The organism is Kroppenstedtia sanguinis (genome assembly GCF_050433445.1).
Classification (GTDB): domain Bacteria; phylum Bacillota; class Bacilli; order Thermoactinomycetales; family DSM-45169; genus Kroppenstedtia; species Kroppenstedtia sanguinis.
Genome location: NZ_JBNPXF010000027.1, coordinates 18,184 through 35,374, shown reverse-complemented (window position 1 = coordinate 35,374; position 17,191 = coordinate 18,184). Strand labels below are relative to the sequence as shown.

Genomic DNA, 17,191 nt, shown 5'->3' with positions numbered 1-17,191 from the left:
CATGAAGATGAGACAAGCGGTGATGACCGAACCGGGACACATCCAATTTCGAAAAGTAGACGTTCCACCAGTCGGTGATCAGCAGATCAAAATTCACATTAAAAAGATCGGGGTTTGCGGTTCCGATATCCACGTCAATCACGGAAAGCATCCCTATACGTCCTATCCGGTCGTGCAAGGGCATGAAGTTTCCGCGGAAGTAGTGGAAGTGGGTCGCAGAGTGAAAGACATCCAGTTGGGTGACAAGGTAACGATTCAACCCCAGGTCGTCTGTGGCGTATGCGTTCCTTGTATTAACGGGATGTATCATGTCTGCGAAGAATTGAAGGTGATGGGATTTCAGACGACGGGGATGGCGAGTGACTACTTCGTCGTCAATGCAGACCAAGCGACGATTCTCCCAGATTCTCTCGACCATGAGGAGGGGGCAATGGTTGAGCCACTGGCTGTCGCCGTTCATGCAGTACGCCGCGTTCCCTCGGTACGGGCACTAAATGTTCTCGTCATCGGAGGGGGTCCGATTGGCAATCTGGTGGGGCAGACAGCGAAAGCTTACGGTGCCTCAAAGGTTGTCGTGTCCGAACTGAGCGAGACTCGACTGCGGTTGGCGGAACAGTGTGGACTGGGTACGATCAACAGCAAGGAGGAAGACCTTTCAGAAGGGATCTTCCGCCATTTTGGAGAGAGCAAAGCAGATGTGATCTTCGAATGTGTAGGTTCCAGTTTCACAGTGGCCCAGTCGATCGAAGTAGCCCGAAAAGGGAGTACCGTCGTCCAAGTCGGCGTCGTTTCAGACTTGACTGAGGTGAACATGGGTTTTGTGCAGGACCATGAACTGACGGTTTTGGGCAGTGCCATGTACCAGTCAGACGACTTTGATAAGGCGGTAGATCTGCTCCAGGAGGGGAAGATCAACCTGAAGTCGCTGATTACAGACCGGGTTCCCTTCGAGGACTATGCCAAGGCTTATTCCATTATCGATGAGGAAAAGGATCGTGTCATGAAGGTAATCATCGAGATGGAGCCGGATACGGACTAACCTCTACGATCCAAGCCAAGGTGAAAACAGGTTATATGAAACGATTGATATGTCATGACATAGTAATGTAACATGAAAGCTGAAGCATCGGAATGAAGGTGAAGCGATTGATGAAGAAGGTACTGATCACTCCGAAATCTTTTCAGAAGCAAAAACAAAAGCCTATGGAGATGTTGGAGGCTGCTGGCTACGAAGTCATTCTGAACACGACAGGTCGGACCTTGACGGAGGAGGAGATCATCGAGATCGCGAAGACAGGCGTGGAAGGGATCATCATCGGTGTCGATCCGCTTCCCGCCTGGGTGCTGGAGGCATGTGAGGACCTCCGTGGGGTATCGAAGTATGGAGTCGGGATGGATAACATTGACCTGGAACAGGCGGCACAGCTGGGGATCCAGGTGAAGAACGCCGTCGGGACGAACAGCATTTCCGTTGCGGAGCTGGCGATCGGTCTCATGTTTGAAGGAGCTCGCCATCTGTTCAACCATGTGCAAAGGGTGAAGAACTTCGGCTGGGATCGGACCCTAGGCACGGAGCTGACGGGTAAGCATCTAGCCGTCATCGGGGGCGGCCAGATTGGAAAAGAAGTCGCTCAGCGGTGCCGAGGCCTGCAGATGGAAGTTACGATTTACGACCCGTTCTTCCATGATTCAGCGTTCCTTGAGAAATATGGCGTCAAGTACTCTCAAGACTTCGATGCATTGATCCGCTCGGCGGATATCCTTACGCTCCATCTGCCGGTGACGAGTGAAACGAAGCAGATGATCGACGCGGATGTCTTCAGCAAGATGAAGTCGACGGCCATTCTGATCAACACGGCTCGTGGTGAGTTGGTAGACGAGCAGGCGTTGTATGAGGCGCTGTCCAGCGGGGGGATTGCCGTCGCTGCTCAAGATGTGTATTCCAAAGAGCCACCGGAGGCAGGCGATCCCCTTCTTTCTCTACCAAACTTCCTACTCACCCCCCACTTAGGTGCCTTTACGAAGGAGGCGGTGGAGCGGATGGCGGTTCGGTCGACTGAGAATCTGCTTGAGATGCTGGAAGGGGGTGGATAAGGATGGTGGCGAACCCTATGATTACGACGGTCCGGGGAGATACCCCCGCTGCGGAGATCGGTTTCTGCCACAGCCACGAGCATCTGTTCATCAAAAAAGGGCAGCCGGAAAGAATGGATCCCTCTCTCCTCCTCGCGGACTATGAGTTGACGAAAGCGGAAGTGGAGAGGTTCAAGGAATTCGGCGGGGAGACGATTGTAGACGCCCAGCCGGTGGGTAGCGGCCGTGATGCCGCCGGTCTCCTGCGGCTGTCCCAAGAGACAGACGTCCACATATTATCCTCCACTGGCTTTCATAAGCTGGGATTTTACCCGGAGGGGCACTGGATTTATGACACATCTGAAGCGAAGTTGCAGGAGTTATTCATCGATGAGATCGAGAAGGGCCTCTTTGCAGACGGTGAAGAGGATTGGCCCCAGGCACAGATCGGCGCGAGGGCGGGTTTGATCAAGACGGCAGCTGATTTCGAAGGGACGGCGGGCCCCTATTTTCGGCTGTTCCGTGCAGCGGCTGCCGCATCCCGCGAGACGGGTGTTTCGATTATGAGCCATACGGAGTTGGGACATAACGCCCTCGAGCAGATCCGGCTCTACACGGACTTAGGTGTTCCAGAGGATCGACTGATTATCTGCCACCTCGACCGGAAGATGGGAAATAGGGACTACATGCTTCATGTCGCAGGAACGGGCGTCTACGTCGAGCTCGATACGATCGGTCGCTTCAAGTACCATTCGGATGAAGAAGAGGTACAGCTGATTCAGATGCTGATCGACCAAGGCTACGAAGACCAGATATTATTGGGCTTGGATACGACACGGAAACGAATGAAAAGTTACGGAGGTGATATCGGCCTCGATTATCTGCAGAGATCGTTCCTACAGCTGCTTCGACAGTCGGGAGTGACGGAGGAGCAAATCCATAAAATGATGCACGACAACCCGGCAAAGGCTTTCAGCAAGCGACTTTGACAAGGAGTGTTTCCATGGATCTCCCGGAAAAAGCAAAAGTACCGACGATGTACTTTATTGGAGTCACCACGACGAAGTCTTCCATCATGACACTGTTTCCAGAGTGGGCGAAGGCCCTCGGTCTGAAAGACGTGGTCTTGAAGGGAATTGACCTTGAAATCCACGCAGATCCAGCGGAATATCGGAAAGTCGTGGAGTTCATCAAAAATGATGAGCTGTCTCTCGGCGCACTTGTCACGACCCACAAGATCGACCTCTATGAGGCGGCGAAGAATTTATTTGATTTCCTCGATCCCTATGCACAGATGTTCGGCGAATTATCGTCGATTTCGAAGCGGGGGGGTGAACTGCGAGGTCATGCGAAAGATCCGATCTCCAGCCGTCTCGCCCTTGAAGAGTTCCTGCCAAAAGATTATTGGAAATCCCAGGGCGGGGAACTGCTCCTGTTGGGGTCGGGAGGGAGTGCCATTGCGATTTCCTCTGCGCTGTTGGACCCGGAACACGGAGAAAACATCCCCTCCCGTGTCTATATCACTGACATTCACGAGCACCGGCTGGCCGAAACCGAGCAAATCCTTCGCAAGGTGAATCCCAATGTGAAGGTGGAGTACCATCTGATCCAGGGTTCAGAGGAGAACGGAAGGTTACTGGAAAGATTGAAGCCCCATTCCCTCGTGATCAATGCGACGGGAATGGGCAAGGATCGTCCAGGTTCGCCGCTTCCGAATCCTGCGCGGTTTCCTCAGGACAGTCTGGTCTGGGAGCTAAACTATCGCGGGGAGCGGGACTTCATGCACCAAGCCCTCGCGCAGAAGGACAAGCGGAACTTGCATGTAGAGGACGGATGGATCTACTTCCTCCATGGCTGGACACAAGTCATCGCAGAGGTGTTCGACATCGATATAGACCCAGAGCGATTCAACCGGATCGAGCAACTGTCCAATAAAACACGGTAAATCCAGACCTGTTGATTAGCCCTATTTTAGGTAGGAAATCAGGTCGGGAGGGTGGGACAGTGAAGAGAGCCTTTGCGCTCTTTGCAAGAGATCGGAGCCCTCCCACCATCCCTGTCCCCTCAAGGGATATATTACGATGGGGCAAGGGGAAGAGCGAAAGGATCGTTTCGTTCCCATCCTCCATTTTAGGGTTGATCAACAGCCCTGACGGTAAATCATTTTTCAGGAGGAATAGATCATGACGCAAAAAAAAGTTGCAAATGCGACGATGTTCGATCTGAAAACGGGGCTTTCAAAAGAGGAGAAGACGAAGCAACGCCACCTGTCGGATATGACAAAAATGTTCAACGATGTGGAAGCGCTCCGGGAGAAGATTGACGGGGGCGAGGATTCCCTGGTTTACGAATACTACGAGCTCGATTTGCCCAAGACAGAGGGTGACATTCAATACGGTACGAGTATCGTCTATCCGGGCACAGTGAATGGCGAGTATTATATGACAAAGGGGCACTTCCACAATATCCTTGAAACCGGTGAAGTGTACTTCTGCCTCAGCGGTGAAGGGTATATGTTGATGGAAAACCCAGAAGGGGAGTGGGAGGTGGAGGAGTTGATTCCAGGCCGTGCCGTTCAAGTGCCGCCCCGCTATGCTCACCGCAGTATCAACACCGGTAAGGAACCCCTTGTGACCTTCTTTGCCTTCCGGGCGGATGCGGGTCATGACTATGGTGCGATTGAGACGAAGGGTTACCGGAAGCTCGTCGTCGAGAAAGACGGAAAGCCGGAAATCATCGACAATCCGAAATGGCAGCAGTGAGTGGTGGGGATGATGCGAAAACAAGAGATCCTGACCCAGGTGGAAGACAGCGGTCTGGTCGCGGTTGTCCGTGCGGACCATGCAGAACAGGCCAAACGGATCACAGAGGCAGCGATGAACGGCGGCGTAGTATCGATCGAGATTACGTATACGGTAGCGGGTGCAACGGATGTCATTAAAGAACTGAATGCCGAGTTCGGTGAGGATCTCATCGTCGGGGCAGGCACAGTATTGGATGCAGAAACGGCAAGGATCGCTATTCTGGCTGGCGCGAAATACGTCGTCAGCCCGTACCTGGACGAGAAAACAGCGCGGATGTGCAACCGGTACCAGATCCCCTACCTACCAGGCGTCATGACGATTCAGGATGTTGTGCATGGGCTGGAGTGCGGTGCGGAGGTGCTGAAAGTATTTCCAGGGGATCTGATGGGACCCCAAATGATCCGAGTGATCAAAGGTCCGATCCCACAGGCGAACCTCATGCCCACCGGAGGCGTTTCCGTTGACAATGTCGCCAACTGGATCCGTGCGGGCGCCGTCGCCGTTGGTGCTGGTGGCAGCCTGATCGGCAAACCGGATGTGGACGGCTACGAGAAGATCACAGAAACCGCCAAACGGTTTCTGGAACAAATTGAGATTGCGCGGAATGAATGAGTGAAGGAACGAGATCATCCAGATTCTCCAGTGCGGGAGGATCTGGATGATTTTTTAAAAATACTGCTGCCAAGAGCGATTCTAATTTTTTCTGCATGGTAAACTAGATTTGTCCACATGTAATAGTGTGATGAAAGGAATGAGATCTGATGTCAGAGGAATCAGCTGTGATTAAGTTGTTAGAAGGGGAGCGAGTCTATTTACGTCCGCCGGAAAAAGAGGACCTGGGATTTTTTTATCAGAGTTTTTACAACCCTGTGGTTCGCCGGTTAACCGGGACGAATCGTGTGATGTCCATGGATGCGATGGGCAGTTGGTTGGAACGGGTGATTAATGACGAAAGCCGGTTGCTGTTGTGTATTGTGGACCGTGGAGATGATCGGGTAGTGGGGGATGTAGAGCTGTTGGAGATTGATCCGGTGAACCGGAGTGCTCATATACGGATCGCTCTCCGTGATGAAAAGAAATTTGGAAAGGGTTACGGGACCGAGGCGATGGGGCTGATGTTGGATCACGGCTTTGGAAACCTGAATTTGCACCGGATCGACTTGGAAGTTTTCGACTACAACCTACGGGCGATCCGTACATATGAAAAGCTGGGTTTTCGTCGGGAAGGTGTCAAGAAAGAGGCTCTCTTTAACGAAGGTGCCTACCATGATGTGATCCAGATGGGGCTATTGGCCAAGGAATATCGGAAGCAGGAATGAAAGGAAACCCGATGCATGTCAGTCACTGAGGTTTGCTTCATGGGCAAGTTCATCAAGGATTTTCACTAAAGCATCGTCATATTCATAGGTTACCAGTTGTGTCTAAAATCTTTTCGCTCCCCAACACTCTATGCAGGGAGGGTGGGGTTTTGCATGGAGTGATTTTTGGACCGGTAGAACAACGAAAACGACCTGTGAAGTTTCATCCCGATCTGCAAACGAGGGGATCAAAATATTTCTAACCCTCCCGCCTTTCTCATGAAAGGCAGGAGGGTGTTTTTTACTTGGTTAAATAATATTTGATGATGGACAGACATTCCCGGGCTTTGTAATAAGGGGCGAACAGGACGTGGGAGTGTACAGGGGCGGGTTCGGCTACAATTCCAGTGTCTCGGGCCAAAGATAGGGCCCGGTTCATGTGATAATCATGGGTGACGAGATAGATGTTTTGAATCCCCTTCGCGTGGAGATGCTTTTTGGAGTAGTGTAGGTTTTCCTTCGTATTTGTCGATTTTTCTTCCAGAAACAAATCTTTAGGTGACACCCCCCGCTCCACCAGATATCTCTTCATCCCTTCCGCTTCAGAGATTTCATGATCTCCCCCCATGCCGCCGGAACAGATAATCCACTGGACCTGACCTTTGTTGTACAAATCAAGGGCTATCTCTAACCGTTCCCGCAACGCCGGGCTCGGTTGGCTGTCCCAGAGGGCTGCTCCCAATATCAAAGCCGCATCTCGAGGATGGTCAGCCACTTGCACATCATCATAACGAGAAGTTTGCACCCAAAAAGGGATACATAAAAGGGCAAAAATCAAACACAGGATCACACCACCTGCAAGCCAACGCTTTTTCAATAAAAGGACCACTCCTTATCGGTGGGAGCCTGGAGCACTTCCGAGAAAAATAAAAAAGAGCCCTCCACCTCTTGTGGGCTGGAGGGCTTCAATGTAGCAATATAGGGATTGGGTGTGCTCCTATGCCCTCAGAGTACAACAATTCTCACCAAGATTCATTATATAAATTATACCAGGGCTGTTGATTAACCAGAAAATGGGTGGCGGAAGGGAGTCGTGTGCTGCCAAAGCGACCTTTGCGCCACAGCACTACAATCTCGATGGGCTGAAGCCCTGGAATAAAGGTAGCCATCCTACCCAGCGGAGAATCTGGAGGGAGGGCGTTTAGGGGCAACATCTTCCCTGTGTTGCTTCCGTAAGGCTTTGCCCCTGCCCGATCGGAAGATTTGGAGCGGCCAGTTTTCACTTCCTTGCCGGATGGCAACCGGAGCGTGGTAGAACACGATCTCCCCACCTAAAATATGGCTAATCAACACGCCTGAAATTATACCATTATAATCATAAAAATTGATAGGGAATCTAAAAAAAGGAGCCCAGGAAAAGAGATGACCTTCCTTTTGTATTATAAACACTGAAGAGATAAAGATTTCCGAATTTGTTTTTTGACCTCATCCCCTGCTTGCATTACTCCCATTTCATTGTACGATATTAAAGGCCCTTCATTTACAGCGGGTGTTTCCGTTGCAGCAAAAGATATCACACAAAAACAGACAGGAGGGTGTGGCAATTGAAACCCGTACCAACAAACCAATCCCGTACGATCAAAACTTCTCTGGTCTTGCCGCCGGACACCAATCATATGGGCAATATCTTCGGTGGCCAGGTCTTGGCATATATCGACGAGGTGGCTGGCATTGCTGCGATGCGCCATTCCGGGCGGCCGGTGGTGACCGCATCCATCGATTCCGTCGATTTTCTCTTGCCGGTGAGAGAAGGAGACATTATGACTGTGGATGCCTTTGTCGTTTGGACAGGACGGACTTCGATGGAAGTGTACATACAAGTGACTACAGAGAAAGGACCGGGTGGACCCCCTCAATTGACGACCACTTCCTTTGTCACTGCGGTGGCAGTGGGAGAGGATGGAAAACCTGTCCCCGTCCCACCGGTATTGCCTCAGACGAAGGAGGAACAGCGTCTTTACGAAATGGTAGCGGAACGGCAGCAATTTCGAAAAGAAGGGGCAAGCCAGATCCTGGCGTAGGTTTCCTTCAGCGAAATCCCATCTGATTCATGGAGTCGGCGGTAGTGGCCGGCTCCATTTCATTTTGAAGTGAAGATATTCTCCCTTGTATGGTATATTTGAAATCTTAGGACTGAACACCCGTTGTAGATAGTTGGGAGGAGGAGAGAGGATGGCCCACACAATTCCGGAGACGATTGGGAATGGGGCGACTTTAGGGGAGAGATTGTTATTTCAAACGTTAAAAGAGTATCTGCCACCAGATGATATCGTTTACTATGAGCCGGATCTCTACGGCAGGCGACCTGATTTTGTAGTGATCAGCCCAGAGTTGGGATTGGTGGTGTTGGAGGTGAAAGATTACACCAAAAACACCCTGGTGGAACTCAATCCCGACCGATGGAGCCTCCGCAAGGGGAACGGAGAGAGGATCACCGTCACCAGTCCGAGCAAGCAAGCCCGGGATTACGCCTTTCGGATCGCTGATAAATTGAAAAAGGATGCAGCACTGGTTCATACTTCAGGCAAATATGCGATGCAACTGAGATTTCCCTACGGCTTTGGAACAGTGTTTACTCGGTTATCCCGAAGGGATCTGCAGGCGACGGGTGTGGAGGAAGTGATCGGGGAGAAGCAAGTCCTAGCTCGAGAGGAGATCGATCCGGAACAGGATCGTTTCTCTGCGATCTTACTGCGTCGAAAATTGAGGGAGATGTTGCCAGCCCCTTTTTCTATGGAGAGGCCGCTGACGGAATTGGATCTCGCCCGAATCCGGTATCACTTGTTTCCGGAAGTGCGAATCCATGGAAAAGTGTCCAAGGTTCAGACGCATGACTCTCTCCTGTTTCACCTAGAAAATCTGGAGACGATGGACCTGCACCAGGAGAGCCTAGCCAAACAGATCGGGGATCAACATCGCTTGATCCGCGGAGTGGCAGGGAGCGGGAAAACTCTGATCCTGGCCAGTCGTGCCCATCTCCTAGCCAAAGAGCATCCCGATTGGAACATTCTCGTTCTCTGCTTTAATATCTCCCTCTCCCGGGGCATCCAGCGGATGATCCAGGAGAAGTTCAAGGGGGCCGGCTTACCGGGAGAAGCCGAACCCGATTCTGAGAGGATCCACGTGTTCAATTTCCACGAGTGGTTATGGAAAGAGTTGAAAAGCAAGGAGGGACAGATCCCTGATTTGTTGGAGAAACTGTCTCTTGGTACCGAGGGATTTCCTCGTTATGATGCGGTTCTGATTGATGAGGGGCAGGATTTTCAACCAGAGTGGCTGGCGTTGGTCAGCCGTCTTCTCAATCCCGAAACCCGGTCGCTCTTACTGGTGGAGGATCGGGCGCAGACCATCTACTCCCGCAAACGAAGTTACAAACAGGATACCGGTCTCGATTTCCGTGGTCGTTCCCGGGTACTTACGGTCAACTACCGGAACACCGCCCCTATTGTCCGTTTTTCCTGGGATTTCTACCAGGCCCATGCTCCTGATGGAGCCAAAGGGGGCGGTGACGTGGAGATCATCGCTCCCCAGAGCACCCTTCGCCAGGGTCCGGAGCCGGTGGTTCGACGTTTTCGCTCCTTCGGGGAAGAGATGGATTTTGTAGCTGGACAAATCCGGCGCCTCCGGGGAGAGGAGGGGATTCCCTATTCACGCATGCTGATTCTGTATCGGGTGAAAATCGGTGGCACGATCGATGGGATTCGGAAGTCTCTGCGAAAAAAGGGAATCCCCTTCACATGGATTGCGGAGAACAACTGGGCAAAACGATCCTATGATCCCAAAGAACCTACCGTCAAAATCAGCACCATCGATAGCAGCAAAGGGCTGGATTTTGATGTGGTATTTGTGGTCAATGTGGATCGGCTTCCCCTTCCCCAGGAAGAAAACCGGGCTCGGGAAGTCTCGCTTCTCTACATCGCGATGACCCGCGCTAAAGAGCACTTGTTCTTGACCTATTCGGGTGATTCAGAGTTCACCCGTTATTTTGATCAGAGACGGAGACTGTAGGAACTCTGTATCTATGTACTTCATTCCTCTTTCTTAGGTGCGGTAATGGACTTAGTTCAGGGCTGTTGATTAACCAGAAAATGGGCGGTGAAAGGGAGACGTGTGCTGCCAAAGCGAGACCTGGGAGCGGAAGCGACTCTGGCGAGACTTGTGCCCTGTGGGTGCAAAGCGACCTTTGCGCCACAGGCACTACAATCTCGATGGGCTGAAGCCCTGGAATAAAGGTAGCACCACAGGCACTACAATCTAAAGGAGCTGAAGCTCTAGAATAAGGGTTGCCATCCTACCCAGCGGAAAATCTGGAGAGAGGGCGTTTAGGGGCAACCTCTTCCCTGTGTTGCTTCCGTAAGGCTTTGCCCCTGCCCGATGGTCAGATTTGGAGCGGCCAGTTTTCACTTCCTTGCCGGATGGCAACGGTCGCGTGGGTGAACACGATCTCCATACCCGAAATATGGATAATCAACACGCCTAGACTTAGTTATAAATGGGGTTATTGATTGGATGTGGTGATGGATCGAAAGAGGTAAACGCGGTTGTTTCCGAAGAAATGGGATTTGTCTTTGAAAAGACGATGGAGAAAATCCCTGAAACGACCTGTGCAAATTCACCAAAAATCCGTGCACCCGTGGCACGGATTATGGTGTGGCTCATTCCCTGGGAAATTGCTTCTTCCAGGCGTCAAAACCGCCCTTCAGGTTGATCACATTTTTTCTTCCTTGGGCTTGAAGAAGACTGCAGGCGATGGCAGAGCGACCGCCAGATTTGCAGTGGATGAGGACCGGTTTGTCCTGGGGAACATTCTTTGCTTGTTCTTTCAAATGGCCTAGCATTAGATGACGGGCACCTGGGATATGGCCTTGGTCCCACTCGTTTTTCATCCGAACATCGATTACATCCCATTTCCCGCCGGTCACCTTATTCGCGGCATGGGCGGGGGAGACGTTCTCATATCGTTCCAGCTCCCCGGGTTTTGTATTACGGAACAGGTCGGTGCTGAAAAAACCTCTCATTGTATCGATTCCGATGGATAGAAGGTCTTTGCGGATCTTCTCCACCCGATCCGAATCCACGATCAGGTAAAGGGGGTGCTCATAGTCTACCAACCACCCGGCCCAGTTGGTAAAGGATTTTCCGTAAGGGATGTTGAGGGTTCCAGGCAGATGACCGGAGGCGAATTGAACAGCGGGCCGGGTGTCGATCACGGTGGCTCCCTGCTTCAATACTTCCTCCACAGCTTCCGGGGAGGATTCCTGCTTTTTCGGGGAAGCAAGATGGGCGATCAGTTCCGGACCATTGTAGTTTACATGCTTCATCACTGCAAAATAAGTGGGTGGCTCCGGTTGACCTTGCAACAACTCCTGTTTAAACCTCTGGGGATCGTCTTGTTTTAAAGCCCAATTGTAGCGTTTTTCATATCCGACAGTGGAGGAGGGAACCGCCCCCAAAGCTTTTCCGCAGGCACTGCCCGCCCCATGGGCGGGCCAGACCTGCAGAAAGTCAGGCAATTCCTTGAATCTTTTCAGCGAATGGAATAACTGATCAGCGCCGATGGTGGCGGAACCGGAGACTCCGACGGCCTTCTCCAAAAGGTCTGGTCGTCCCACATCACCGACGAAAACAAAATCACCAGTAAAAATACCCATCGGCTCATCGGCTCCACCATCAGTCAACAGATAGGAGATATGTTCCGGGGTGTGTCCCGGTGTATGAAGAACATCCAGACGAAGGTTTCCGATTTGGAAGCTGTCTCCGTCTTTTAAGAGCTGATGATCTAGATTCCAGGTGTAGGGGTAGCCGGTTCCACCCTGTGTTTCCCCAGAGAGATAGAGTTTGGCCCCGGACTGTGCTGCCAACTCCCTGGTTCCGGAAACATAGTCGGCGTGAATGTGGGTTTCAGCGGCGGCCACGATGTTCATCCCCTCTTTGTGGGCAGTCTGGAGGTAAGGTTCCACATCCCGTCCGGGGTCAATCACAAGGGCTTCCCCTGTGGCCGGGCAACCCACCAGATAGGATGTATGGGCCAGCTTGTCATTGTGAAAATAACGAAGGTACATTCCCATCCCTCATTTCTTCGGATTGATCACATCTTCATCTTTATGGATCGGGAGATATTCTATGCTTTGGCTTTGAGTTTGGATGAAATGGACAGGCCTGAGATTTGATCCCTGGAGAATTGACAAATAATTTTCAGAATGTGGGCCGTATTCCCACCTGTTTTCATGCATCATAGGAGTTGGAAGGAGGGGTTGATGATGAAGGCGATCGGTTGGAAAGGATTTTTGCTGGTGTCAGCCATGGCGGTGTGGGTTGCGGGCTGTTCAGATCCAGGCCAGTCTACATCGAAAGACAAAGCCTCTGATGAACCGGTTCAAGTGGATGCAACCCAAGCGAAGGAAACCTATCAAAGCAACTGCATGAGTTGTCATGGAGACGATTTGCAAGGAGCCCAGGGTCCGGAACTGAAAAAAGTGGGCGACAAATTTTCTTCCAAGGAGATTGAAAGCATCATCCAACGCGGACGGGGAAGTATGCCAGCCCAAGTCTCATTAAACCCAGAAGAACGTAAAAATTTGGCCGCTTGGCTGGCGGAAAAAAAGTAACGGATTCTCGGAAAACGCTTTCCTTATGTGGAGAGCGTTTTTCTTTTTCGAACATCCCAGCGCAAAATGATTCCCAGGCTTTGCTTACTGAGATCACAAAGGACCGGCTTCCATTTGAGAAAGCCGGTTTCGGTGATCATCTGGGACCGAAGTGTGTCGGACCATGAGGATACATATAACGACTCGACGAACTTTCGTGATGATGATGGCAATGCTTCATCATTCGTTTTAACTCTTTATACGCTTTTTTAGAGTGGCGGTAAGCTTTCTGCAATTCGTGGCAATGGTGGTGAGAATGCTTGTGGGAATGTTTTTTATGGTGTCTATGCTTTTCGCCCAACACAATCCACCTCCCCTCGGTTTGGAACTCTTGTACTGACAGGGTATGTTGTCTATCCACAGGTGTTACAGGGGCGAGTGTCCCAAATGGGAACCAAAGATCAGAATAAAAAAAGACCGATCCTTTCTGAACCGGTCTTTCGTGATACCTATTCCACTTTTTTGATCCGCTCGGTGCCTTTCAATGCTTCAATCTCCTTGATCCCCGTTCCGAACATGGCAATTCGACATTCTGTTTCGATTCGCTCCAGTTGGGAGGCAATCGCATCCGGGGTGGGAGCCGTGGCGGCTTTCAACAGAGAACGTCCATAGCCAGCCAAGTCCGCCCCGAGGGCGATCGCCTTAGCTCCATCCACCCCGTTGTTTAATCCGCCGCTGGCAATCAGGGTGCCTTCCGGATTGAGAGCACGTCCTTCCCGGATGCAGTCGGAGGTGGGGTGACCCCAACTTTCAAATGCCTCCGCAGCCTGAAAGAGAAGCGGATTGTCTGAACGATATTTCTCCACTTGGCTCCAGGAAGTGCCGCCTGCTCCGGCTACGTCCACAAAATCGACCCCGACGTCGAAGAGGCGACGAGCGGTTTCTCCATCTATTCCCCATCCGACCTCCTTAACGCCTACAGGAATTTCCAGTACGCTACATAGATCCTCCAGCTTGCGGAGCAGATTGCGAAAATCGGTGTTCCCCTCAGGTTGAAAAACCTCTTGAAGGCTGTTCAGATGGAAAACCAAGCCGTCGGCTTCAGAGAGTTCCACCGCTTGTCGGCAGTGGTCGACGCCATATCCGTAGTTGAGTTGAACCGCTCCCAAGTTGGCCAAGATGGGAATGGTGGGGGCCACTTTCCGAACATTGAAGGTAGCAGCCGTCTCCGGATGTTCAATGGCGGCACGGACTGAACCGAGTCCCATGGCCCACCCCTGGGCTTGGGCGGCTGCAGCCAAGTTTTGGTTGATTTTGGCGGCTTTGTCGGTTCCGCCGGTCATGGAGCTGATCAAAAAGGGAGCTTTCAGTGATTTGCCCAAAAAGTTCGTAGCAAGGGAGATATCTGCATAGCGGGTCTCCGGGAGAGCCTGGTGGACAAAACGGTACTTTTCAAATCCGGTGGTGATCCCACTTCCACTCACCTTACGGTTGAGCACGATTTCGATGTGTTCAGTTTTTCGTTTTTCCGTTTGGTTTTCATTGCTCTCCATGACATAAATCCTTTCCAGTGGTGGCAGGATGATTTTTGCTCACCTGCTCATGAGAATATGTATTTTCCAAAAAACTATGGGAGGAACTCTACGACTATATGATGACATCACAGGAGGGGAATCGTCCACCCCTTGCTTTTTGGAGAAAATATCCCTTGCTAGATCGGAACTGATATTAGATAATTAGGGTATAATCTAATTAATCCTTTTCAGGTGGGATGTATGGTGAATGAAGCCTTCAAAGCCTTGGCCGATCCGACCCGACGTCGGATTCTGCATCTTTTGCGGAAAAGGGATCTGACGGCGGGGGAAATCGCTGAACATTTTTCCATGACCAAGCCGAGTCTCTCCCACCATCTGAAGACCCTGAAACAGGCAAATCTGGTGCTTCGGGAGCGACAAGGCCAGCATATTTTGTACTCCCTGAATACGACTGTCCTGCAAGATGTGACGGGGTGGTTTCTGGATTTGGCAAAAAACAGGAGTGGAAGGAGAGGGAAAGGTGAATAAAGGATGGAATCGTTGGGATACAATCATTTTGTTGGTGGGATTGGCTACTCTGATTTTTGCGTGGACGGTTTATGATCGTCTTCCAGACCAGATTCCCAGTCATTTTGGGCCGAATGGGCAACCAGATGATTACAGCGATAAATCTGTTTTTATTTTAATAATGATCGCTCTCAACTTGGGTTTGCCTTTATTGTTAAAATGGATCCCCGCTGTGGATCCGCGTCGGGAAAATTATCAGAAGTTTAAACGCATCTACGAGCTCTTCCGAGTCGTGATCACCCTGTTTATCAGTGCTTTATTTATCGTAATCCTACTGAACGCACTGGGATATCCGATGGAGATCCTGAGAGTGGTGATGGTGGGAGTGGGACTCCTGTGGATGGTGATGGGCAATTATATGGGTCAGGTCCGCCCCAATTGGTTTTTCGGCATCCGACTTCCCTGGACGATGGAGAATCCGGAGGTTTGGCGGAGAACCCACCGGATCGGCGGTGCAATCTGGATGGGAGCGGGATTATTGATCTTGCTGTCGTCGTTTTTGCCTCTCCCGGTTGCCATTTGGACCGCGATGATTGCCGTGGCAGGATCCGTCTTGGCGCCTGGGATCTATTCTTATCTTCTGTTTCAAAAGTTGAATCATCATACATGAGATGTGTTGTGGCTGCTCCTACAAGAGCAGCTCTTTTATTTCAGAGGTCAAAGACTCTGGAAATCGAGTTTGGAAAGAGCATGGCTCATATCAACCTTTTGCGTGTCTCGACGTATGCTGTAAAGAGAGAGGACAGGGAGAAGGGGAGATGGAAAACGGTGGGTGAAATGAGCGAACTGGAACGAGCGGTGGGAGAGATCACAGAGATCGCAAAGGGGTTTGGCCTTGATTTTTATCCGATGAGATATGAGATCTGCCCCCCAGAGGTGATCTACACCTTTGGAGCTTATGGGATGCCTACACGATTTTCGCATTGGAGTTTCGGTAAAACCTTTCACAAGATGAAGCTGGAGTATGATCTGAATCTCAGTCGCATCTATGAACTGGTCATCAATTCCAATCCCTGTTATGCCTTTCTGTTAAAAGGGAACAGCCTCATTCAAAATAAATTGATTGTGGCTCATGTGTTAGCCCATTGTGATTTTTTTAAAAACAATGCCCGTTTTGCAAATACATCCAGAGATATGGTGGAAAGTATGGCGGCCAGTGCCGAGCGCATCCGGCAATATGAGTTGCAGTACGGGAAAGATCGGGTGGAAAGTTTTCTGGATGACGTGTTGGCGATCCAGGAACATATCGATCCCAGCCTGAAACGGCCGCGATCGCAACCACAACAGGAAGGGAAAAAAGAGAGCAAAAAACAGAGAAGGGCCACTCCCTACGATGACTTGTGGGAATTGGATGATGACTCTACACCAGAGACAACTAAAGAGGCGACTAAAAAGAAAATCCCCCCCGCACCGGAGAAGGATCTCTTGCTGTTTATTATGGAACAGAGTCGGGTTTTAGAAGATTGGCAACAGGATATATTAACGGTCTTGCGGGAAGAGATGCTCTATTTTTGGCCCCAGTTGGAGACGAAAATCATGAATGAGGGTTGGGCCTCTTATTGGCATATCCGTATCTTGCGCGAGTTGGAGCTGTCAGAAGAAGAGACCCTGGAGTTTGCCAAATTGAATGCCTCAGTGATCCAGCCTTCCAAGACTTCTATCAATCCCTATTATCTGGGGTTGAAGTTGTTTGAAGATATCGAGAGACGTTGGGATCAACCGACTGTGGAGCAGCAGCATCGTGGCCAGACTCCAGGCGAGGGGCGGGAGAAGATTTTTGAGGTGCGAGAATTGGAAATGGACACTTCTTTCATTCGTAACTATCTGACTAAGCAATTGGTAGAGGATCTGGATCTGTATGTCTTTCAACGAACCGGAAACGAATGGATCGTGACGGAAAAGGACTGGAAAGCGGTGCGGGATCAGCTGATCGGCACCCGGGTCAATGGCGGGCATCCCTATATTGTGGTGGAAAACGGAGACTATATGAATAATGGGGAGCTGTATTTGAAGCATCGTTATGAGGGATTGGAGTTGGATCTCAAATATATCGAGAAGACCTTGCCGCATGTGTACCACCTGTGGGGACGTTCGGTTCATATTGAGAGCATGATTGAGAACAAACCGGTGCTGTTTACCTACAACGGTCGAAAGTGTATCCGTCGTTTTCTTTGAGGCAAAAGGGGAAATCCGAAGCCGAGATCCCCCGAAGATGGAAATAGATAAAAGTCGGATGCCCTATCTAAGAGGCATCCGACTTTTTCAGT

Annotated in this window: 16 protein-coding genes; 13 read left to right on the top strand and 3 right to left on the bottom strand. The window is 50.8% G+C overall.

From position 1 onward, the window contains the following. The first annotated feature begins 1 nt into the window (after position 1). The 7 genes from JOD24_RS14105 (at position 2) to JOD24_RS14075 (ending at position 6,196) form a co-directional block, all read left to right on the top strand. Positions 2-1,039, top strand: coding sequence for a zinc-dependent alcohol dehydrogenase (locus tag JOD24_RS14105; protein ID WP_429247123.1), 1,038 nt, complete (start codon positions 2-4; stop codon positions 1,037-1,039). Positions 1,040-1,149: 110 nt separating this feature from the next. Further along, positions 1,150-2,094 (top strand): phosphoglycerate dehydrogenase, encoded by a 945-nt coding sequence (locus tag JOD24_RS14100; RefSeq protein WP_380162960.1) that lies wholly within the window; start codon positions 1,150-1,152, stop codon positions 2,092-2,094. A 2-nt stretch (positions 2,095-2,096) separates the two neighbouring features. Next, the gene (locus tag JOD24_RS14095) at positions 2,097-3,062 is read left to right on the top strand and encodes a phosphotriesterase family protein (RefSeq protein WP_380162961.1); all 966 of its coding nucleotides are present in this window, start codon (positions 2,097-2,099) and stop codon (positions 3,060-3,062) included. 14 nt (positions 3,063-3,076) lie between these two features. Next, complete coding sequence (locus tag JOD24_RS14090; protein WP_380162962.1) at positions 3,077-4,018, top strand: shikimate dehydrogenase; 942 nt, start codon at positions 3,077-3,079, stop codon at positions 4,016-4,018. A 238-nt stretch (positions 4,019-4,256) separates the two neighbouring features. After that, positions 4,257-4,835 carry a glucose-6-phosphate isomerase family protein gene (locus JOD24_RS14085; protein WP_429247122.1) on the top strand — a complete coding sequence of 193 codons (579 nt, stop codon included), beginning with the start codon at positions 4,257-4,259 and terminating at the stop codon, positions 4,833-4,835. Positions 4,836-4,844: 9 nt separating this feature from the next. Continuing rightward, complete coding sequence (locus tag JOD24_RS14080) at positions 4,845-5,489, top strand: bifunctional 2-keto-4-hydroxyglutarate aldolase/2-keto-3-deoxy-6-phosphogluconate aldolase (RefSeq protein WP_380162964.1); 645 nt, start codon at positions 4,845-4,847, stop codon at positions 5,487-5,489. A gap of 149 nt (positions 5,490-5,638) precedes the next feature. Beyond that, positions 5,639-6,196, top strand: a complete 558-nt coding sequence (locus JOD24_RS14075; RefSeq protein ID WP_429247121.1) for a GNAT family N-acetyltransferase — start codon at positions 5,639-5,641, stop codon at positions 6,194-6,196. 280 nt (positions 6,197-6,476) lie between these two features. On the opposite strand, the gene JOD24_RS14070 is transcribed toward JOD24_RS14075, so the two are convergent. Next, positions 6,477-7,052, bottom strand: a complete 576-nt coding sequence (locus JOD24_RS14070; protein ID WP_429247120.1) for a YdcF family protein — start codon at positions 7,050-7,052, stop codon at positions 6,477-6,479. 727 nt (positions 7,053-7,779) lie between these two features. Here JOD24_RS14070 and JOD24_RS14065 point away from each other — a divergent pair. Together JOD24_RS14065 and JOD24_RS14060 are read left to right on the top strand one after the other, a co-directional pair. Next, positions 7,780-8,256 carry an acyl-CoA thioesterase gene (locus JOD24_RS14065; RefSeq protein WP_380162968.1) on the top strand — a complete coding sequence of 159 codons (477 nt, stop codon included), beginning with the start codon at positions 7,780-7,782 and terminating at the stop codon, positions 8,254-8,256. A gap of 151 nt (positions 8,257-8,407) precedes the next feature. Continuing rightward, positions 8,408-10,243, top strand: coding sequence for a 3'-5' exonuclease (locus tag JOD24_RS14060; RefSeq protein WP_380162969.1), 1,836 nt, complete (start codon positions 8,408-8,410; stop codon positions 10,241-10,243). Positions 10,244-10,890: 647 nt separating this feature from the next. Here JOD24_RS14060 and JOD24_RS14055 read toward each other — a convergent pair. After that, complete coding sequence (locus tag JOD24_RS14055) at positions 10,891-12,297, bottom strand: MBL fold metallo-hydrolase (RefSeq protein WP_380162970.1); 1,407 nt, start codon at positions 12,295-12,297, stop codon at positions 10,891-10,893. A gap of 198 nt (positions 12,298-12,495) precedes the next feature. Here JOD24_RS14055 and JOD24_RS14050 point away from each other — a divergent pair, with 198 nt between their 5' ends. Next, complete coding sequence (locus JOD24_RS14050) at positions 12,496-12,843, top strand: c-type cytochrome (RefSeq protein WP_380162971.1); 348 nt, start codon at positions 12,496-12,498, stop codon at positions 12,841-12,843. A gap of 488 nt (positions 12,844-13,331) precedes the next feature. Here JOD24_RS14050 and fni read toward each other — a convergent pair whose 3' ends face one another. Then, positions 13,332-14,375 carry a type 2 isopentenyl-diphosphate Delta-isomerase gene (gene fni, locus JOD24_RS14045; protein WP_429247119.1) on the bottom strand — a complete coding sequence of 348 codons (1,044 nt, stop codon included), beginning with the start codon at positions 14,373-14,375 and terminating at the stop codon, positions 13,332-13,334. Between the two features lie 225 nt (positions 14,376-14,600). Here fni and JOD24_RS14040 point away from each other — a divergent pair, with 225 nt between their 5' ends. The 3 genes from JOD24_RS14040 (at position 14,601) to JOD24_RS14030 (ending at position 17,099) form a co-directional block, all read left to right on the top strand. Further along, entirely contained in the window at positions 14,601-14,885 is a 285-nt protein-coding gene (locus tag JOD24_RS14040) for an autorepressor SdpR family transcription factor (RefSeq protein WP_380162973.1), read from the top strand. Next, the gene (locus JOD24_RS14035; RefSeq protein ID WP_429247118.1) at positions 14,878-15,534 is read left to right on the top strand and encodes an SdpI family protein; all 657 of its coding nucleotides are present in this window, start codon (positions 14,878-14,880) and stop codon (positions 15,532-15,534) included. Before JOD24_RS14040 ends, JOD24_RS14035 begins: the two co-directional genes overlap by 8 nt. A 167-nt stretch (positions 15,535-15,701) precedes the next feature. Next, positions 15,702-17,099 (top strand): SpoVR family protein, encoded by a 1,398-nt coding sequence (locus JOD24_RS14030; RefSeq protein WP_380163092.1) that lies wholly within the window; start codon positions 15,702-15,704, stop codon positions 17,097-17,099. The last annotated feature ends 92 nt before the right edge of the window (positions 17,100-17,191 follow it).